Source organism: Streptomyces sp. NPDC045846, from assembly GCF_056431605.1.
The window spans coordinates 29,882-49,008 of sequence record NZ_JBWKKJ010000024.1; the positions used below are offsets into that span (position 1 = coordinate 29,882).

Sequence of the window (19,127 nt, forward strand, 5' to 3'; positions counted from 1 at the left end):
TGGTCTTCGGGCTGCGGACCGTGCGTGGTTGCTCGCGCAGTTCACCGCGCCCCTGGGTATGTCGGGCCTCGTGGAGTGCCGAGGCGCGCTCCCCGGACCCTTCGGTCTGCGGACCGTGCTCGCTTCTCGCGCAGTTCCCCGCGCCCCTAGCAGGGGCGTGCTGGTCGGGATGGGCATCTTTAGCCCGTCCGGCGATTGAGGACGAGCGCCGTTCAGGCGCGAACGGGGGTCTGGGGGCGGAGCCCCCAGGGTCCTTCAACCCCCGGAGGGTCTCGGGAAGGGGCGGGGTGGGGGAAAGCTCAGCCCGCCAGGCGGACCTCCGTGCCCTCTCCCGAGAAGCGGAGCCCGACCTCCGTGGCCGTGACCTTGTTCAGCTTGATGCTCGACGGCATCCCGTCGATCTTCAGGTCGTAGTCGACCGCCTTGCGCAACCGCTGCTCGAACCCCGGCACGGGCAGCGTCGGCAGAGCCTCCGCCCGCAACTGCACCGACCCCGACCCGTTCAGACTCACCGTGCTGTACGCCGACACCGTCCGCCCCTGGAGCAGCGCCTTGACCGGGGCGGGCAGCGACACGCCCTGGCCCTCCAGGAGGTCGGTGAGCGGACCGGTCACCTTGACCTGGCCCTTGGCCGCCCGGTCGGCACCGGCGTAACCGACCGTCGCCCCCTTGGGCGCGGCCTTGGACAGGTCCGCGTACGAGATCTGCGCCGCCCCCTGTGCCCGCCCCGCCACCGCGGACGAGAAGGTGCTGTCGATCTTCACGGCGTGCAGCTCGGCCGTCACCTCGGTGACGTTGACCGAGTGGCCCCCGGCGGTCGCCGTGACCCCGGACAGCGAGACGTCGACCTCGTCCAGCTCCTTGGCGAGCACCTGGGTCAGGAAGGGGAAGCCCTTGATGTCGACCTCGGGCGTCGAGCTGAGCCGCTGGCTGCTCTTGATCTTGTCGGCCGTCTTGGACTCGGCGATGTTCACCGCGATGCGGTCCGCGGCGACGAAGATGCCGCCGAGAACGATCGCGATGATCAGAAGTATTCGCAGTGCGCGCATTGCCTACGTGTCCCCCACCGGTCGGCCGTCGACCCTCGATGTCGTCGATCAATGTCTTCGAAGCCGAAGATCCGGAGGATCGGCCTTCAGTGATCGGTCCTCCGGAATGACGATCTCGACCCTAACCGCGGTTCCCTACGCCACGGCGCGACCGATGAGATACAGCACAGGGACGGCCGCGGTGAGCGGCAGCGCGACGCCCGCCGTCATGTGGACGAACCGGGACGGGTAGTCGTACGACGCCACCCGCAGCCCGATCAGCGCGCAGCCACCGGCCGCGAGGCCGAGCAGGGCTCCGCTCGCGCCGATGCCGACGAGGCCTCCCACCGCGATGCCCACGCCCGCCGCCGCGAGGAGCGCGACCAGGACCGAGGCGGCCGACGGCAGCGGCAGCGCCCGCGCGAGGGCGGCGACGGCCACCGCGGCGGCCCCGACGGACACCGCGTGCGGCGGCGCCGCGAGGTACCCGCCGGCCAGGATCGCGAGGGCCGCCGAGGCGACGGTCGCCATCAGGCCGTACATCCGCTCGTCCGGGTCGGCGTGCGAGCGCAGCTGGAGGACCAGCGTGAGCAGCACCCAGACCCCCAGCGTGCCCAGGATCGCGGCGGGCGCGTCCTGGCGGCCGAGCGCCAGCAGGGCGACGTCCGCGACGAGGCCGCCCGCGAAGGCGAGCGCGATGCCCTGGCGGGCCGGCCACATGCCGTTGAGCCGGAACCAGCCCGCGGCCGTCACGGCCTGGAGAAGGACGAGCGGCACGGCGAGCGCGTAGGAGCCCAGCGGCGCGGCCACCGCGAGCAGCAGGCCCAGCACGGCGGTGAGCGCGGCGGGCCGCATTCCGGGCGCGATGATCGGCGACCGGCCCTCGGCACGGGCGCGCTGGGCGTCGGTGACGCGGGTGTTGCCGACGGTGGTGGGCGAGCTGTACGCCGGGCCGTCGGCGGCCGCGGGGGCCGGTTCGTACACCGGGGCCGGTGCGGCGGCGGGCGCGGGCGCCATCGGGACCTCCGGCGGCAGCGGCACCGAGGCGGTGCCCGGGCCGTGCCGCGGGGCGTTCTGCGGCGGCAGGTAGGCCGTGTCGGCCGCGTACGCCGCGTCGGACGCGCTCTCCTGCCAGGGCTGGTCGGGCGCGGGCTGCGCGTGGCGCCCCCGGCGCGGCGCGGGCTCCACCGGCTGCTGCACGGGCGGGATCGTGGGCTGGTACTGGGTGTCCCAGGTCTGCCCCTCCCAGGTCTGCGTGTACTGCTGCTGGTCCTGGTACGGCTCGTACGGGAACGGCGGCTGGGGCTGCACGGGCTGCCCGTACTGGTCGTACTGGGGCTGCTGCTGATACGGGTACTGCTCGCTCATGACGTGGGGGTCACCCTCCTGCGAACGGCGGGAGCACCTCGACCGTGCCGCCCTCGGCAAGGCGTACGGTCTCATGGTTCCGCTTCCCGACGGGGTCACCGTCGACCAGGAACGAACACCTCTGGAGTACGCGCGTGAGCTCTCCGGGGTGCCGTTCGCGCACCGCGTCGAGGGCTTCGGCCAGCGTCCCGGCGGCGTACGGCTCCTCGGCGACACCGGCGGCGGACTTGGCCGCGGCCCAGAAGCGGATGGTTCCCGCTGCCATGGTGTGGCTCCTTTCGTCGCCCTCCATGATGGGCTACGCGGCGGGCCGCGCGGCGATGAGCCAGCTGGCGATCCGCCCGAGCAGTGCGTCGCCGGCCGCGTTCTCGGCGTGCCCCATGCCCGGCTCCAGCCACAACTGCGCAGGTCCGGCCGCCGCCAGCATCCGCGGGTGGTCCACCGGGAAGTACGGGTCGCGGTCGCCGTGCACGATGAGCAGCGGGGTGGGCGCGATCAGCGGGACCGCCTCGACGGGCGAGAGCGGCACCGGGTCCCAGTCCTCGGTGTGGATGCGGGTCGCGAAGCCGAAGCGGCCCACGAGCCGCCCGGCGGGCCGGGTCACCAGCCAGTGCACCCGCCGCATCGGGGCCGTGCCCCGGTAGTACCAGCGGGCGGGCGCGCTGACCGCCGCCACTGCTTCGGTGCGCCCCCGTGCTCCCCCCGGATGGCTCGCCGCGTGCCGCAGCACCACGGAGCCGCCCATCGAGAAGCCGACGGTCACCACCCGCGCGTACCCGAGTGATCTCGCCCACTCCACGGCCGCCGCGAGGTCGAGCACCTCGCGGTCGCCGACCGTCGAGCGCCCGCCGGACCGTCCGTGCCCGCGGAACGAGAAGGTGATCACGGCCGCGTACTGCGCGAACACCCCCGCGGCGCGGCGTACGGCGGGCCGGTCGGCCGCTCCGGTGAACCCGTGCGCGACCACGATCGCGGTCTCGGCGGCGCCCCGCGCGCAGGGCTCGTAAACCGCCTCGATCCGGACACCGTCCGACGTACGCAGGGTTGCGCGCCGGGGTCCGGGAGTGATCGAGGAAACAGCTGAAGTGTGAAATCGATCCTCTGCCCCGGCATTCATGTGGGCTATTCTCCTAGGCAGAGGATCCGGGCACCGTAGCCCCCGGGTCCTTTTGTGTTTCCCGGTCGTTGTTACGGACGGGTGAACAAACGCTCACAAAGGGATCCCCAACCGGGTCCTGACAGGTACGAAGCAGTTCCGCGACGCCCCCGAGCTCTCCACGAGCAGGGGGAACCCCCTCCGCAGGGACCGAGGAGGAACCGACGTTATGGGCGAGCGAACCGAGCAGGATCCGAAACGGACGACCCGGGCATGGGTGCACCCCGTGCCCGGACGAAGCCGAGAGGTGGGGGGCGGGACGCGATGAGCTCTCTGCTGCTCCTGACCAACGCACTCCAGCCGTCGACGGAGGTGCTCCCCGCGCTCGGCCTGCTCCTGCACACCGTCCGGGTGGCGCCCGCCGAGGGGCCCGCGCTCGTCGACACCCCGGGTGCCGACGTCATCCTGATCGACGGCCGCCGCGACCTGCCGCACGTGCGGTCCCTGTGCCAGCTGCTCCGCTCCACCGGTCCCGGCTGCCCGCTGGTCCTGGTGGTGACCGAGGGCGGCCTGGCCGCCGTCACCGCCGACTGGGGCATCGACGACGTCCTGCTCGACACCGCGGGTCCGGCCGAGGTCGAGGCGCGGCTGCGGCTCGCCACCGGCCGGGCGCAGGCCACCTCGGACGACTCCCCCATGGAGATCCGCAACGGCGACCTCTCCGTGGACGAGGCCACCTACAGCGCGAAGCTGAAGGGGCGGGTCCTCGACCTGACCTTCAAGGAGTTCGAACTGCTCAAGTACCTCGCCCAGCACCCGGGCCGGGTCTTCACCCGCGCCCAGCTGTTGCAGGAGGTCTGGGGCTACGACTACTTCGGCGGCACCCGCACCGTCGATGTGCACGTACGGCGGCTGCGGGCCAAGCTCGGCCCCGAGCACGAGTCGCTGATCGGCACCGTCCGCAATGTCGGCTACCGCTTCGTGACGCCCGAGAAGCCGGAGCGCTCGGCCGAGGACGCCAAGGCGAAGGCGGTCGTGGACGCGGCCACCGCCGAGGCGAAGGAAGCCGCCGCCCGCTCCTCCAAGCGGTAGCGCGGCCGTCACCCGGACGGTAGATCACGCCTGGGGTACGACCTGCGATACGGCCTGCCCAGAGGGGGGTCACCCCGCGTAGACTGCCGCGCGTGGCCAAGGTGACGCGGGACGACGTGGCACGACTTGCGGGTACTTCGACCGCCGTCGTCAGTTACGTCATCAACAACGGACCCCGGCCGGTCGCCCCGGCCACGCGCGAGCGTGTCCTCGCCGCGATCAAGGAGCTGGGGTACCGGCCCGACCGGGTCGCCCAGGCGATGGCCTCGCGCCGCACCGACCTCATAGGAATGATCGTCCCGGACGCCCGCCAGCCGTTCTTCGCGGAGATGGCGCACGCGGTCGAGCAGGCCGCGTCCGAGCGCGGAAAAATGGTCCTGGTCGGCAACTCCGACTACATCGACGACCGCGAGGTCCACTATCTGCGGGCCTTCCTCGGCATGCGGGTCGCCGGGCTGATCCTGGTCAGCCAGGGTCCCAGCGAACGGGCCGCGGCCGAGATCGACGCCTGGGACGCCCGCGTGGTGCTGCTGCACGAGCGGCCCGAGGCGATCGACGACGTGGCGGTGGTGACCGACGACATCGGCGGCGCCCAGCTCGCCACCCGCCACCTGCTCGAACACGGCCACGACTACGTCGCCTGCCTCGGCGGCATCGAGTCGACCCCGGCGGTCGGCGACCCGGTCGCCGACCACGTCGAGGGCTGGCGCCGGGCCATGCTGGAGTCCGGCCGCTCCCTGGAGGGCCGCCTCTTCCAGGCCCCGTACAACCGGTACGACGCCTACAAGGTGGCGCTGGAGATCCTCGCCGGGCCCCAGCGGCCGCCGGCCATCTTCTGCGCGACCGACGACCAGGCGATCGGCGTGCTGCGGGCCGCCCGCGAGCTGCGCATCGACGTGCCGGGCGAGCTCGCCGTGGCGGGCTTCGACGACGTGAAGGAGGCGGCCCTGACCGATCCGCCGCTCACCACGATCGCCTCCGACCGGCCCGCGATGGCGCGGGCCGCGGTGGACCTGGTCCTGGACGACGGGCTGCGGGTGGCGGGTTCGCGCCGCGAACGTCTCAAGCAGTTCCCCTCGCGGCTCGTCGTGCGCCGGTCCTGCGGCTGCGGCTGAGCCGTCCGCCGGGCGCCGCGCGAGGCGCCTTTATTTCGGGCAAACACGGTTCTGCCGGGCTTCTTAAGCGGTCCTCAGACTGCTCTCATGAAGGCTCGCGAAGGTCATAGACATGACCGAGAGCCCCCGCCACAGCGGCGAGTACCCCGAGCAGCAGCCTCAGCACTCCGCCTCCGCGGACGAGTCCTGGCAGCGAGCCAAGGACGACGCGCGGCGAGAGGCCGAGGCCTACGCGGCCGCCTATCCGCCGCCGCCCCCGTACCGGCCGACCACCCCGGTGACCACCGGCCCCGGCACCACCGTGTGGCCCGGCGCCCCGGCCGCCCACGCCGAGCCCGGTGTCGCCGGGTTCCACGGCGGCGGCGACGGCGGCGGGACCGCCCACCTCGACGGCGGTGAGGCGGGCGCCCCCCGCCCCCGGCGCGCCAAGCGCTCCGTCGGTCTCCTCGCGGCCGTCGCCATCATCGCGGCGGCGATAGGCGGCGGCACCGCGAGCCTCGTCGAGCACTACGTGTCCGACAACGGCAGCAGCGTCAGCGCCGGGGTGAGCGGCACCAACGCCTCCAACAGCACCAACGGCACGGTCTCCGGCGTCGCCAAGGCCGTCATGCCGAGCATCGTCGAGATCAACGCGACCTCCGGCTCGGGCGAGTCGACCGGCGCGGGCGTGATCATCACGTCCAAGGGCGAGATCATCACCAACAACCACGTCATCTCGGGGGCGACCTCGGTCAAGGTGAAGCTCAGCAACGGCAAGAGCTACACCGCGAAGGTCGTCGGCACCGACCCCGACAAGGACCTCGCCCTGATCAAGCTGGACGGGGCGAGCGGCCTCAAGCCCGCCAGCCTCGGCGACTCCGGCAAGATCGCGGTCGGCGACCAGGTCGTCGCCATCGGCTCCCCCGAGGGCCTCACCGGCACCGTCACCTCCGGCATCATCTCCGCGCTCGACCGTGACGTGACCGTCGCCAAGGAGCAGGGCAACCAGGGCCAGGGCCAAGGGCAGGGCCAGGGCGGGCGCGGCCAGGGCGGCTGGCCGTTCGAGTTCGGCGGGCAGCAGTTCAACGGCGACACCGGCTCGTCGAAGACCACGTACAAGGCGCTCCAGACCGACGCCTCGCTCAACCCCGGCAACTCCGGCGGCGCGCTCATCGACATGAACGGCAACATCATCGGCATCAACTCCGCGATGTACTCGCCGAGTTCGAGCGGCCAGGGCGGTTCCACGGCGGGCAGCGTCGGGCTCGGCTTCGCCATCCCGATCAACACCGTCAAGTCCGACCTCGCCAGCCTGCGGGGCGGCGGCAGCGGCGGCGCGAACACCGGCGGCGGCGACAACAGCCAGGGCGGCGGCAACAGCGGCGGCTTCGGCGGCAGCTACTGAGCCGCCGCTGATCCGCGCGGGGCAGCGAGCCGCCCCGCGCGGCACCGTCCGCATGCGAGGCTGATGTTCACCGAGCCGCACGAAGCAGAAGAAGGAACACGCTCATGAGCCCCGCCGAGGACGAACCGCAGCGCATCCTGATCGTCGACGACGAGCCCGCGGTCCGCGAGGCGCTGCAACGCAGTCTCGCCTTCGAGGGATACGGCACCGAGGTCGCCGTCGACGGTCTCGACGCCCTCGCCAAGGCGGAGGCCTACCGGCCCGAGCTCATCGTGCTCGACATCCAGATGCCGAGGATGGACGGGCTCACCGCGGCCCGCCGCCTTCGCGCGGCCGGCTCCACCACGCCCATCCTGATGCTGACGGCGCGCGACACGGTCGGCGACCGCGTCACCGGGCTCGACGCGGGCGCCGACGACTACCTGGTCAAACCGTTCGAGCTGGACGAACTCTTCGCCCGCATCCGGGCGTTGCTGCGCCGCAGCTCGTACGCCGTCGACGCGGGGGCGGCCGGTCAGGACGCCGGGAACGTCCTCAGCTTCGGGGACCTCAGGATGGACCTCTCCACACGCGAGGTCACCCGCGGCGACCGCGTCGTGGAGCTGACCCGCACCGAGTTCACCCTCCTTGAGATGTTCCTGACCCACCCCCGTCAGGTCCTCACCCGTGAGCAGATCCTCAAGGCGGTCTGGGGCTTCGACTTCGAGCCGTCGTCCAACTCGCTCGACGTATACGTCATGTACCTGCGCCGCAAGACGGAGGCGGGCGGCGAGCCCCGCCTCGTGCACACGGTGCGGGGCGTGGGGTACGCGCTCCGGCCGGGCGGCGCGGAGTGAACCGTCTGGTCCGCCGCTACCGCGCGATGCCGCTGCGCTCCCGCCTCGCGATGCTGGTCGCCACGGCGGTGGCGGTGGCGGTCGCGGCGGTCGCCGTCACCTGCTGGCTGCTGACCCGGGCCCAGTTGCGCGCCGAACTCGACACCACGCTGCGCAACACCAGCGCGCCCGCCAGCCTGGTGCTGACCGCGCTCCAGACCTGCAACTCGCAGGGCAGCCTGCCCCCGGGGCAGAAGCCGTTCGCCTACATCCAGGTGATCCTGCCGGACGGCACCCGCTGCGTGGCCCCGGACTCCCCGCCCGTACGGGTCAGGCCCCAGGACATCGCGGTCGCCCGCGCCCGCAACCTCAAGGCCGAGACCCTGCACAGCAGTACCACCGAGGGCGGCATGGACGTACGGGTGCACACCCAGTTCCAGGAGTTCGACGGCAGGTGGGTCACCGTCTCGCTGTCCCGCCCGCTCACGGAGGTCGACTCCGCCCTCAACCGGCTGGCCCTGCTGCTGACCGGTCTCGCCGGCATCGGCGTGATCGCGGCCGGAGCCGCCGGGCTCTGGGTCGCGCGGACCGGGCTGAGGCCCGTGGACAAGCTGACCGGGGCCGTCGAGCACGTGGCGCGGACCGAGGACCTCACCGTCCGCATCCCCGTCGAGGGCGAGGACGAGATCGCGCGCCTGTCCCGCTCGTTCAACGCGATGACCGCCGCGCTCGCCTCCTCCCGGGATCGGCAGGCGCAGCTCATCGCGGACGCCGGGCACGAGCTGCGTACGCCGCTCACCTCACTGCGTACGAACATCGAGCTGCTCGCCCGCAGCGACGAGACGGGGCGGGCCATCCCGCCCGCCGACCGCAAGGCGCTGATGACGTCCGTGACGGCGCAGATGTCCGAACTGGCTTCCCTCATCGGGGACTTGCAGGAGCTGTCCCGGCCGGACGCGGTGCGCGAGGGGCCGCTGGAGGTCGTCGGCCTGCACGACATCACCCGGGTCGCGCTCGACCGGGCGCGGCTGCGCGGGCCCGAGCTGACGATCACGGCGCAGCTCGCGCCCTGGTACGTACGGGCCGAGCCGGCCGCGTTGCAGCGGGCGGTGGTCAACGTCCTCGACAACGCGGTGAAGTTCAGCCCGCCGCGGGGGACGGTCACGGTCGCCCTGGACCGGGGCGTCCTGACCGTGCGGGACCACGGGCCCGGCATCCCCGCCGAGGACCTGCCGCACGTCTTCGAGCGGTTCTGGCGCTCCCCCACGGCGCGGGCCCTGCCGGGCTCGGGGCTCGGGCTCTCGATCGTGGCCCGTACGGTCCGCCACGCGGGCGGCGAGGTGTCGCTCGCTCCGGCGCCGGGCGGCGGCACCCTGGCCACGATCACCCTGCCAGGAGCCCCGACCCCACCCCCGGACACCCCCTGACCCCCTCCCGGGCCCCCGCCCCGGACCCCGTTCGCGCCTGAACGGCGCTCGTCCTCAATCGCCGGACGGGCTAAAGATGCCATGCCGACCAGCACGACCCCGCTAGGGGCGCGGGGAACTGCGCGAGAAGCACGCACGGTCCGCAGACGAAAGCGGGTTCAGGGGCGCGGGGAACTGCGCGAACGGCCACGCACGGCCCGCGGACGGCTCAGGTCCCAGACGCGGGGGGCGACGGGGGTTCGCAAACCCCCGCCGGCCTCAAGGACGCCCAGCAACCGGAACCGCCCCGGCTACCTCCGCACCGAGATCCGCCCCGGAACCGGCGGAGCCATCGGCGCGGAGGCCGACGAGTTCGCCGCCAGGTACGCGTCGAAGACGTCCAGGTCCGACGCCCCCACCAGCTTGTTCGTGCCGACCAGCGCCGGGAAGCCGTCCCCGCCCCCGGCGAGGAACTCGTTCATGGCGACGCGGTACGTCTTCGCGGGGTCCAGCGGCACCCCGTTCAGCTTCACCGTGTCGGTCAGCACCCGGTCCGCCCCCGACTTCGTCATGTCCAGGGTGTAGGTCAGGCCCTTCGAGATCTGGAGGATCTTCGGGTCGGCCTGGTTCGGGCCGCTGACCTGCTGCTGGAGGGCGGAGATGATCTTCGCTCCGGTCAGGTCGACCACGTTCATCATGTTGGTGAAGGGCTGGACCGTGAAGGCCTCGCCGTACGTCACGACCCCGTCGCCCTCACTGCCGGACGCCTTGTACACGAGGTCGGAGCGGATGCCGCCCGGGTTCATGAAGGCGATCTGCGCACCGCCCTTGTCCGGCGCGGAGAGACCGGCCAGCTGGGCGTCGGCGATCAGGTCGCCGAGCGGCTTCTCGGGGGCGTCGGAGCCGCGGCCGTTGATGTCGGCGGAGATGTAGCCCTGCGGCCGGTTGGCCACCGGCGCCGCCAACTTGCCCCAGCGGGCGATCAGTTCGGACATGTCCGCGGCCTTGGGCTGGTTCCGGCTGACGATGTGGTTCGCGGACTTCGGCAGCTGCTGGGGCTTCACCGCCGTGCGCACGATGTCGTTGGTGCGCCGGTCGTAGGTGAGCGTCGTGTCGGTGTACAGCTTGCCGAAGGACGCCGCCGAGGTGACCATGCGCGGGTTGCCCGCCGGGTCCGGGATGGTGCACACGTACGCCTGGTGGGTGTGGCCGGTGATCAGCGCGTCCACCTTGGGCGAGACGCCCTTGGCTATGTCGACGATGGGCCCGGAGATGCCGCTGCCGGGACCCTGGCTGTCGCAGCTGTCGTTGTACGCGTTGGTGGACGGCATGCCGCCCTCGTGGATCAGCGCGACGATCGACTTGACGCCCTGGCGGTCCAGTTCCTTGGCGTACTTGTTGATCGTCTCGATCTCGTCCGCGAACTTGAGCCCCTTGACGCCGGCCGCGGTCACGACGTTCGGGGTGCCCTTCAGGGTCACGCCGATGAAGCCGATCTTGACGCCGTTCTTCTGCCACACCGTGTACGGCTTGAGGATCGGCCTGCCGGTCTTCTCGCTCGTCACGTTGGCCGCGAGGTAGGGGAAGTCCGCGCCGCGGAACTTCTTGCCCTTCTCGTAGCAGCCCTCGGTCGGATGGCAGCCGCCGTGCTGCATCCGGGCGAGCTCGGTGGCGCCCTCGTCGAACTCGTGGTTGCCCACGGCCGTGACGTCCAGCTTCAGCTTGTTGAGGGCCTCGATGGTCGGCTCGTCGTGGAAGAGCCCGGACAGCAGGGGGCTCGCGCCGATCATGTCGCCGCCGGCCGCGGTGATCGAGTACGGGTGGCCCTGGCGGGCCGTGCGCAGCGAGCTGGCGAGGTACTCCATGCCGCCCGCCGGAACGGACTTGGTGCTCCCGTCCGCCTGACGCTCCGTCACCGCGCCTGCCGATCCGGCCGGGGGCTCCAGGTTGCCGTGCAGGTCGTTGAAGGACAGCAGCTGTACGTCGACGGTGCGGTCCGGCTTCGGGCGGTGCCCGTGGTCGTGCGCGTCGGCCGGCATCGCGGCGACGAGGGCTCCGACGGTGGCAAGTCCGGCGGCCCCCGCCCACATTCGTGTGGCGGCACGCTTCATGTGGGGTTTCGCTGGCATGTGGTCTTTGAGTCCCCTGTGAGTGTCCGGTGAATTCCCGGCGCAGCCTATGGTCAACGCGCGTAGCGCAACAGGGGGTGGCGGGTCACGAGCTGGTTGCCGTTGATCACGGACGGAGGGGAGGGGCCGGGGCGGTGCGCCCACCCACGGGCGTACGGCGCCGCGCCGCGCCGCTCCGGCGGCACCCCGGGCCGCCCGCTCGCGGACGTACGGCCGCCCCGTGGTGCCGATCCGGACGCTTGCCCCGCCCCGGTCGCGAGGACCTCCGCCGTACTCTCGTAGGCATGACAGACGCAGCCGTCCCCGCCCCGTCCACCCGTGAGATCCAGACGCTCGACGAGCTCAGTCACTCCCAGGCTCAGGCCGTCCTCGACCTCCTCGCCGAAGCCGCCCGCGGCGACGGGCAGCAGGCCGTTTCCGAGCAGGGGCGGCTCCAGTTGCGCGGGGGCCGGCGCGAGGGCGTGCGGCACTTCCTGCTGACGGTGGGCGACGTGCTCGCCGGGTACGCCCAGCTGGAGGACACCGACCCGGTGGAGGCGCCCGCCGCCGAGCTCGTGGTGCACCCCGCGTACCGGGGCCACGGGCACGGCCGCGCCCTCGGCAGCGCCCTGCTCGGCGCGACCGGCAAGCGGCTGCGGGTGTGGGCGCACGGCGGCCACTCGGCGGCCCGCCACCTCGCCCAGGTCCTGGGACTGACCCTGTTCCGTGAACTGCGCCAGCTGCGGCGCCCGTTGAGCCCGCTCGACATCGCGGAGCCGGTCTGGCCCGAGGGCGTCACCGTGCGCACGTTCACGCCGGGCGAGGACGACGCGGCCTGGCTCGCGGTGAACGCGGCGGCCTTCGCGCACCACCCCGAGCAGGGCTCGCTGACCCAGCGCGACCTCGACGACCGCAAGGCCGAGCCGTGGTTCGACCCGAAGGGCTTCTTCCTCGCGGAGAAGGACGGCGAACTCGTCGGCTTCCACTGGACGAAGGTGCACGCCGAGGAGCGGCTCGGCGAGGTGTACGTCGTCGGGATCCGGCCCGACGCGCAGGGCGGCGGCCTCGGCAAGGCGCTGACCGCGACGGGCCTGCGCCACCTCGCCGCCGAGGGCCTGCCCACCGCGATGCTGTACGTCGACGCCGACAACACGGCGGCCGTCACGGTGTACGAGCGCCTCGGCTTCACCACGCACGAGGTCGACCTGATGTACCGCGCGGAGTCCTGACCCGCCCCTTGCCCCGGCCCGGCCGGCCGCCGCATCCTGGTGGCCGCGCCCCGCGGACCGGCCCCCGGGCGACGCCCGGGGGCCGGGGTTCGCTTGCCCTTACGTCATGTCCTCGTAACCAGCCATTCAGACACGCTTGCGACGCTCGCGTAATGAAGCCGCCGGCGCCCGCCACCCGGAACGGAACAGTTCCCCCCACGAGAACCCCCCGGGCCCTGACCCCCGCCCTCTCCGACGCGCTGGACAGCCCCGACGCGCGGAACAATGGGGACATGAGCCAGCAGCCCAGCGCCGAGGTCCCGCTCCAGCCCGCCCAGCCGTCCGTCGGCTCCATAGCCGCGCACCGGCCGCACACGCTCGCGGCCGCCGTCTCCGACCTGGAGCCGGACATCGACGCGGACCTGGACGCCTACGAGGACGAGAGCGAGGGCGACGAGCTGCCCTCGGGCCGTTTCCTGGACCGTGAACGCAGCTGGCTCGCGTTCAACGAGCGCGTCCTGGAGCTCGCCGAGGACCCGGCGACCCCGCTCCTCGAACGGGCGAACTTCCTGGCGATCTTCGCCTCGAACCTGGACGAGTTCTTCATGGTCCGGGTGGCCGGGCTCAAGCGCCGCATCGCCACCGGCGTCGCCACCCGCTCCGCCTCCGGCCTCCAGCCGCGCGAGGTCCTCGACCTGATCTGGACGCGCTCGCGCGAACTCATGGCCCGGCACGCCGCCTGCTACCAGCAGGACGTGGCGCCCGCGCTGGCCGACGACGGCATCCACCTGATCCGCTGGCCCGAGCTCACCGAGAAGGAGCAGGCCCGCCTCTTCACGCTGTTCCGCCAGCAGATCTTCCCGGTCCTGACCCCGCTGGCCGTGGACCCCGCGCACCCCTTCCCGTACATCTCGGGGCTCTCGCTCAACCTCGCCGTGGTGGTGCGCAACCCGGTCTCGGGCCACCGCCACTTCGCGCGTGTGAAGGTCCCGCCGCTGCTCTCCCGCTTCCTGGAGGCCTCGCCGCAGCGCTACGTGCCCCTTGAGGACGTCATCGCGGCGCACCTGGAGGAGCTCTTCCCCGGCATGGAGGTGCTCGCGCACCACATGTTCCGGGTGACGCGCAACGAGGACCTCGAAGTCGAGGAGGACGACGCCGAGAACCTGCTCCAGGCCCTGGAGAAGGAGCTCATGCGGCGCCGCTTCGGGCCGCCGGTGCGCCTGGAGGTCGAGGAGTCCATCGACCCGTACGTACTCGACCTGCTCGTACGGGAGTTGAAGATCTCGGACGCCGAGGTCTACCCGCTGCCCGGACCGCTCGATCTGACCGGCCTGTTCGGGATCTCCGCGCTCGACCGGCCGGAGCTGAAGTTCCCCAAGTTCGTCGCGGGCACCCACCGCGACCTCGCCGAGGTCGAGTCCGCCTCCGCGCCCGACATCTTCGCCGCCGTCCGCGAACGCGACGTCCTGCTGCACCACCCGTACGACTCGTTCTCCACCTCGGTACAGGCCTTCCTGGAACAGGCCGCGTCCGACCCGGACGTGCTGGCCATCAAGCAGACGTTGTACCGGACTTCGGGCGACTCGCCGATCGTGGACGCGCTGATAGACGCGGCCGAGTCGGGCAAGCAGGTGCTCGTCCTCGTCGAGATCAAGGCCCGCTTCGACGAGCAGGCCAACATCAAGTGGGCGCGCAAGCTGGAGGAGTCCGGCTGCCACGTGGTCTACGGGCTCGTCGGCCTCAAGACGCACTGCAAGCTGTCCCTGGTGGTGCGCCAGGAGGGCGACACGCTGCGCCGCTACTCGCACGTGGGGACCGGCAACTACCACCCCAAGACGGCCCGCCTCTACGAGGACCTGGGCCTGCTGACCGCCGACCCGCAGGTCGGCGCCGACCTCTCGGACCTCTTCAACCGGCTGTCCGGTTACTCCCGCCGGGAGACCTACCGGCGCCTGCTCGTCGCCCCCAAGTCCCTGCGGGACGGCCTGGTCTCGCGGATCAACAAGGAGATCGCCCACCAGCACGCCGGGCGGCCCGCCTACGTCCGCATCAAGGTCAACTCGATGGTCGACGAGGCCGTCATCGACGCCTGCTACCGGGCCTCCCAGGCGGGCGTGCCCGTCGACATCTGGGTGCGCGGCATCTGTGCCGTACGCCCGGGGGTGACCGGTCTCTCGGAGAACATCCGGGTCCGGTCGATCCTCGGCCGCTTCCTGGAGCACTCGCGGGTCTTCGCCTTCGGCAACGGCGGCGAGCCCGAAGTCTGGTTCGGCAGCGCCGACATGATGCACCGCAACCTCGACCGACGCATCGAGGCACTGGTCCGGGTCGCCGACCCGGCCCACCGCGCGGCCCTGAGCCGGCTCCTGGAGACCGGGATGTCGGACACGACCTCGTCCTGGCACCTGGGCGCCGACGGGAACTGGACCCGGCACTCGACCGACGCCGAGGGACAGCCGCTGCGGAACGTACAGGAGATGCTGATAGACGCCCGGAGGCGCCGGCGTGCAACGCCCTGAGAACATCGCCGGACAGGAGCTGGCGGGCGAGGTCCTGGCCCCCTACCTCCACGCGCAGGCGGGGGAATTCCTGCGCAGTCTCCGCCTCCACCGCGAGGCGGGGCCCGACAACCACACCAGCGAGGAGGCCGCCCGCGCGCTGCGCGCGGCCGCCCGCCGCATCAGCGGCACCCTGCACACCTTCCGCCCGCTGCTCGACACCGCGTGGGCCGACCCGCTGCGCACCGAACTGGCGTGGCTGTCCGGCACGTTGGCGGGCGAGCACGCCACCGCCGCCCGGCTCACCCGGCTCCTGGACGCCCTGCACCGGCTGTCCGGCAGCCAGGTGCCGCCGCAGCGCGGGGACGCGGGCGGCCTCACGGTGGGCGCCGCCCGGGCCGGCGCGCTGCTCGACCGGCAGCTGACGCTGGCCCGCACCCGGGCCCACTCGGCGGCGCTCCAGGCGCTCGGCTCGTCCCGGTTCCACGCCGTGGCGGACGCGGTCGCGCTGCTGGCCAGCGAGGTGCCGCTGGCGTCCGCGGCCGCCGCCCGCGCCTGCGAGGTGCTCACGCCCGCGGCCCTGGACGCCGAGGACCGCCTGGAGCGGGCGGTGGCCGCGCTGCCGCTGGCCCGCGCCGCCCGCCCGTACAACGCGGAGGCCCTGGTCCAGGAGAGCGAGAGCCAGGACAGCCCCTGGCACCAGGTCCGGCTGCTCCTGCGGCTGCACCGGTACGCCCAGGAGGTGCTGCGCCACGGGCCCGGCGACGCGGCTCCCTGCGAGCGCCTGCTCGCCGCCGGGCGCGCCCTGGACCGGCACCGGGACGCCGCCGAGGCCGCGGCCGCCGCGTCCGCCGCGGCCCGCACCCCGCGGATCGCCCCGGCCACCGCGTACGCGCTCGGCGTGCTCCACGCCGACCAGCGGCACGACGTGGAGGCGGCCCGCTTCGCCTTCCAGCGGGTCTGGCAGCCTGTGGCGGTGAGCACCGCACCCCCGGCCACGACGGCCGCCCCATGAGCACCGCACCCGACAAAACCGTCCTCGCCGCGGGATGCGTCCTGTGGCGCCGCTCCCCCTGGGGGGACGGCGGGCTGGAGATCTGCCTCGTCCACCGGCCCAAGTACGACGACTGGTCCCATCCCAAGGGCAAGCTGAAGCGGGGCGAGGACGCGCTCGCGGGCGCGCTGCGCGAGGTGTACGAGGAGACCGGGTACCCGTGCACGCCCGGCGCCGCACTGCCCACCGTCCACTACACCGACCGCCAGGGCCGCCCCAAGCGGGTGGACTACTGGGCCGCCGAGGCGGGCGAGGGCCGCTTCCGCGCGAACTCCGAGGTCGACCGGCTGCTCTGGCTGCCCCCGGCGGCCGCCCACCACCGCCTCACCGCGCCCCGCGACCGCCAGCTGGTCCTCGCGCTCCTCGACGCGCTCCACTCCGCCTGACCCCGCGGCGCCACCGGAATCCGGGCGCCGCGGGGCGCTTCCCCCGTGCGGAACCGTTTCCGTATGCCAACTGAACACGAACCGGTAACGGTCGGCACCGCACTGCCCGCCACGGTTCACCTTCCGTTAACTCTCCCCCGTCGACCGCTTCACCTGTTCTGCCTAATTTCGGCCTTACACGGTGCACGGCGTCCCGCCCTCACCGCCTCACCACGCACGCCGCCGTACAACGAACGGAAACCGGCGGCTCCCGGAAGGAACACCCGAAAGTGAAGCTTCAGCGCAAGAACCGGCTCCGCGCCACCGCCCTCGGCGTCATCGCCGTGTCCAGCGCCCTGGCCCTCACGGCGTGCGGCAGCGACAACAACAGCGGCGGCGGGAGCACGGGCGGCAGCGGCGACAAGACCACCGGGGCCGCCTCGAACGTGAAGTGCGACGGCGCCAAGGGCCAGCTCCTGGCCTCCGGCTCCTCCGCGCAGAAGAACGCCATGGACCTGTGGGTCAAGAACTACATGGCGGCCTGCAAGGACGCGCAGATCAACTACAAGTCCTCGTCCTCCGGCGAAGGCATCGTCGCCTTCACCCAGGGCACGGTCGGCTTCGCCGGCTCCGACTCCCCGCTCAACGCCCAGCAGGTGGAGGACTCCAAGAAGGTCTGCACCGGCGGCGGCCAGGGCATCAACCTGCCCATGGTCGGCGGCCCGATCGCGATCGGCTTCCACGTGGAGGGCGTCGACAACCTCGTCCTGGACGCCTCGACGCTCGCGAAGATCTTCAACGGCAAGATCACCAAGTGGAACGACGAGGCCATCGCCAAGCTGAACCCGAGCGCCAAGCTCCCCGACCTGGCGATCCAGGCCTTCCACCGCTCCGAGGACTCCGGCACCACCGAGAACCTCACCAAGTACCTCAGCGCCACGGCCAAGGCCGACTGGACGTACGCGCCCGCCAAGAAGTGGGCCGCCCCCGGCGGCCAGGCCGCGTCCGGCTCGGCCGGCGTCGCCGCCCAGGTCAAGCAGACCAACGGCGCGATCGGCTACTTCGAGCTCTCGTACGCCTCCTCGCAGTCGATCAAGACCGTCGACATCAACACCGGCGCGTCCGCCCCGGTCAAGGCCAGCTCCGCCAACGCCTCCACCGCCATCGCCGCCGCGAAGATCGCCGGCACCGGCAAGGACCTGGCCCTGAAGCTGGACTACACGACCAAGGCCGACAACGCCTACCCGATCGTCCTCGTGACGTACGAGGTCGTCTGCGACAAGGGCAACAAGCCGGCCACCCTCGGCACGGTCAAGTCCTTCCTCTCCTACGCCGCCGGCGCCGACGGGCAGAAGCTGCTCACCGACGCCAGCTACGCGCCCATCCCGGCCGAGATCAACTCCAAGGTCGTCTCGACCATCAACGAGCTCCAGTAGCCGACCAGTTGAGCCGCCGGGCCGAAGACCCGGCGGCTCGCGTGGGACGGGGGCCCCGATCCGGCCCCCGCCGCACACCTCCGGTGCACCGCCGCCAGGGGCCCCTCGGGCCCCGCCCACAGACCGGAAAGATCATGGCTTCTTCCATAGCAACGGACACCCCACCACCTCCCGCTCCCGCCCCGGCAGCGCGCCGCAAGCAGTCCACCGGCCGCGCGGGCGACAAGATCTTCCTCGGACTCTCGCGGGGCTCGGGCATCTTCCTGCTCGTCGTCATGGCGGCCATCGCCGTCTTCCTCAGCGTCCGGGCCGGCATCGCGATCTCGAAGGACCAGGGCAACTTCCTGACGACCTTCGACTGGAACCCGGCCGGCAGCCCGCCCGCGTTCGGCATCGCGGTCCTGCTCTTCGGCACCGTCGTCAGCTCGGTCGTCGCGATGGCCATCGCGGTCCCGATCGCCGTCGGCATCGCCCTGTTCATCTCGCACTACGCGCCGCGCAAGCTGGCCGCGCCGCTCGCGTACGTCGTCGACCTGCTCGCCGCCGTCCCGTCGATCGTCTACGGCATCTGGGGCGCCCTGTTCCTCGTGCCCTACCTCGGCGGCTTCAACGAGTGGCTCGACACCTACCTGGGCTGGACCTACCTCTTCGAGAAGACCGAGGTCGGCGTCGCCCGCTCCATCTTCACCGTCGGCATCCTGCTCGCGATCATGATCCTGCCGATCGTGACCAGCGTCAGCCGCGAGGTCTTCCTCCAGGTCCCGCGCATGAACGAGGAGGCCGCCCTGGCCCTCGGCGCGACCCGCTGGGAGGTCATCCGGCTCTCGGTACTGCCCTTCGGCCGCTCGGGCGTGATCTCCGCCTCGATGCTGGGCCTGGGCCGCGCGCTCGGCGAGACGATGGCCGTCGCCACGGTCCTCTCCCCGAGCTACATCATCTCGCTGCACCTGCTCAACCCGGGCGGCGGCACCTTCGCGCAGAACATCGCCGCGAAGTTCGACGAGTCCAACCAGCTCGGCCGGGACGCGCTGATCGCCTCCGGCCTGGTCCTCTTCGTGCTCACCCTGCTGGTCAATGGCGCCGCACGCATGATCATCGCGCGCCGCAAGGAGTACTCGGGAGCCAACGCATGAGCGCCGTGCCGTCCCGCAGCC

Annotated in this window: 16 protein-coding genes; 11 read left to right on the top strand and 5 right to left on the bottom strand. The window is 72.2% G+C overall.

Translation table 11 applies throughout. The features are described from left to right. Positions 1-299 precede the first annotated feature (299 nt). The 4 genes from AC07F3_RS38875 to AC07F3_RS38890 all read right to left on the bottom strand — a co-directional run bounded on the left by AC07F3_RS38875 (position 300) and on the right by AC07F3_RS38890 (position 3,513). The gene (locus AC07F3_RS38875) at positions 300-1,049 is read right to left on the bottom strand and encodes an LmeA family phospholipid-binding protein (protein ID WP_479119613.1); all 750 of its coding nucleotides are present in this window, start codon (positions 1,047-1,049) and stop codon (positions 300-302) included. A 135-nt stretch (positions 1,050-1,184) separates the two neighbouring features. Beyond that, the gene (locus AC07F3_RS38880) at positions 1,185-2,396 is read right to left on the bottom strand and encodes a hypothetical protein (RefSeq protein ID WP_479119614.1); all 1,212 of its coding nucleotides are present in this window, start codon (positions 2,394-2,396) and stop codon (positions 1,185-1,187) included. A 10-nt stretch (positions 2,397-2,406) separates the two neighbouring features. Then, the gene (locus tag AC07F3_RS38885) at positions 2,407-2,661 is read right to left on the bottom strand and encodes a MoaD/ThiS family protein (protein WP_359002968.1); all 255 of its coding nucleotides are present in this window, start codon (positions 2,659-2,661) and stop codon (positions 2,407-2,409) included. Positions 2,662-2,694: 33 nt separating this feature from the next. Beyond that, complete coding sequence (locus tag AC07F3_RS38890; protein ID WP_479119615.1) at positions 2,695-3,513, bottom strand: alpha/beta hydrolase; 819 nt, start codon at positions 3,511-3,513, stop codon at positions 2,695-2,697. 303 nt (positions 3,514-3,816) lie between these two features. On the opposite strand from AC07F3_RS38890, the gene AC07F3_RS38895 reads away from it, so the two are divergent. From AC07F3_RS38895 to AC07F3_RS38915, 5 genes are all read left to right on the top strand, one after another. Continuing rightward, a complete protein-coding gene (locus AC07F3_RS38895; RefSeq protein ID WP_479119616.1) occupies positions 3,817-4,584 on the top strand; it encodes a response regulator transcription factor in 768 nt (255 codons plus the stop codon). Between the two features lie 92 nt (positions 4,585-4,676). Continuing rightward, positions 4,677-5,699, top strand: coding sequence for a LacI family DNA-binding transcriptional regulator (locus AC07F3_RS38900; RefSeq protein WP_479119617.1), 1,023 nt, complete (start codon positions 4,677-4,679; stop codon positions 5,697-5,699). A gap of 112 nt (positions 5,700-5,811) precedes the next feature. Then, the gene (locus AC07F3_RS38905) at positions 5,812-7,083 is read left to right on the top strand and encodes a S1C family serine protease (RefSeq protein ID WP_479119619.1); all 1,272 of its coding nucleotides are present in this window, start codon (positions 5,812-5,814) and stop codon (positions 7,081-7,083) included. A 104-nt stretch (positions 7,084-7,187) separates the two neighbouring features. Next, a complete protein-coding gene (locus AC07F3_RS38910) occupies positions 7,188-7,919 on the top strand; it encodes a response regulator transcription factor (RefSeq protein WP_479119620.1) in 732 nt (243 codons plus the stop codon). A gap of 5 nt (positions 7,920-7,924) precedes the next feature. Beyond that, positions 7,925-9,325, top strand: coding sequence for a sensor histidine kinase (locus AC07F3_RS38915; protein ID WP_479119654.1), 1,401 nt, complete (start codon positions 7,925-7,927; stop codon positions 9,323-9,325). Between the two features lie 290 nt (positions 9,326-9,615). Here AC07F3_RS38915 and AC07F3_RS38920 read toward each other — a convergent pair whose 3' ends face one another. After that, entirely contained in the window at positions 9,616-11,433 is a 1,818-nt protein-coding gene (locus tag AC07F3_RS38920; protein ID WP_479119622.1) for a bifunctional metallophosphatase/5'-nucleotidase, read from the bottom strand. Positions 11,434-11,717: 284 nt separating this feature from the next. Between AC07F3_RS38920 and mshD the strand changes: the two genes are divergently transcribed. From mshD to pstC, 6 genes are all read left to right on the top strand, one after another. Beyond that, positions 11,718-12,641 (top strand): mycothiol synthase, encoded by a 924-nt coding sequence (gene mshD / locus AC07F3_RS38925; RefSeq protein ID WP_479119623.1) that lies wholly within the window; start codon positions 11,718-11,720, stop codon positions 12,639-12,641. A gap of 272 nt (positions 12,642-12,913) precedes the next feature. Beyond that, complete coding sequence (locus AC07F3_RS38930) at positions 12,914-15,139, top strand: RNA degradosome polyphosphate kinase (protein ID WP_469841363.1); 2,226 nt, start codon at positions 12,914-12,916, stop codon at positions 15,137-15,139. Further along, positions 15,126-16,133: a CHAD domain-containing protein gene (locus tag AC07F3_RS38935; protein ID WP_479119625.1), complete on the top strand. Its 1,008-nt coding sequence runs from the start codon at positions 15,126-15,128 to the stop codon at positions 16,131-16,133. The genes AC07F3_RS38930 and AC07F3_RS38935 overlap by 14 nt, the downstream gene beginning before the upstream one ends. Then, entirely contained in the window at positions 16,130-16,558 is a 429-nt protein-coding gene (locus AC07F3_RS38940) for an NUDIX hydrolase (RefSeq protein ID WP_479119626.1), read from the top strand. The genes AC07F3_RS38935 and AC07F3_RS38940 overlap by 4 nt, the downstream gene beginning before the upstream one ends. A 269-nt stretch (positions 16,559-16,827) precedes the next feature. Further along, positions 16,828-17,973 (top strand): phosphate ABC transporter substrate-binding protein PstS, encoded by a 1,146-nt coding sequence (pstS, locus tag AC07F3_RS38945; protein ID WP_479119627.1) that lies wholly within the window; start codon positions 16,828-16,830, stop codon positions 17,971-17,973. A gap of 134 nt (positions 17,974-18,107) precedes the next feature. Further along, positions 18,108-19,106, top strand: coding sequence for a phosphate ABC transporter permease subunit PstC (pstC, locus tag AC07F3_RS38950; protein ID WP_479119629.1), 999 nt, complete (start codon positions 18,108-18,110; stop codon positions 19,104-19,106). Positions 19,107-19,127 lie beyond the last annotated feature (21 nt).

Bases quoted from the DNA above. Each gene is read 5' to 3' on its own strand.
- pstC (WP_479119629.1), top strand. From the start codon at position 18,108: ATGGCTTCTTCCATAGCAACGGACACCCCACCACCTCCCGCTCCCGCC.
- AC07F3_RS38875 (WP_479119613.1), bottom strand. From the start codon at position 1,049: ATGCGCGCACTGCGAATACTTCTGATCATCGCGATCGTTCTCGGCGGC.
- AC07F3_RS38885 (WP_359002968.1), bottom strand. From the start codon at position 2,661: ATGGCAGCGGGAACCATCCGCTTCTGGGCCGCGGCCAAGTCCGCCGCC.
- AC07F3_RS38905 (WP_479119619.1), top strand. From the start codon at position 5,812: ATGACCGAGAGCCCCCGCCACAGCGGCGAGTACCCCGAGCAGCAGCCT.
- AC07F3_RS38910 (WP_479119620.1), top strand. From the start codon at position 7,188: ATGAGCCCCGCCGAGGACGAACCGCAGCGCATCCTGATCGTCGACGAC.
- AC07F3_RS38895 (WP_479119616.1), top strand. From the start codon at position 3,817: ATGAGCTCTCTGCTGCTCCTGACCAACGCACTCCAGCCGTCGACGGAG.
- AC07F3_RS38880 (WP_479119614.1), bottom strand. From the start codon at position 2,396: ATGAGCGAGCAGTACCCGTATCAGCAGCAGCCCCAGTACGACCAGTAC.
- AC07F3_RS38920 (WP_479119622.1), bottom strand. From the start codon at position 11,433: ATGCCAGCGAAACCCCACATGAAGCGTGCCGCCACACGAATGTGGGCG.
- AC07F3_RS38890 (WP_479119615.1), bottom strand. From the start codon at position 3,513: ATGAATGCCGGGGCAGAGGATCGATTTCACACTTCAGCTGTTTCCTCG.
- AC07F3_RS38940 (WP_479119626.1), top strand. From the start codon at position 16,130: ATGAGCACCGCACCCGACAAAACCGTCCTCGCCGCGGGATGCGTCCTG.
- AC07F3_RS38930 (WP_469841363.1), top strand. From the start codon at position 12,914: ATGAGCCAGCAGCCCAGCGCCGAGGTCCCGCTCCAGCCCGCCCAGCCG.
- mshD (WP_479119623.1), top strand. From the start codon at position 11,718: ATGACAGACGCAGCCGTCCCCGCCCCGTCCACCCGTGAGATCCAGACG.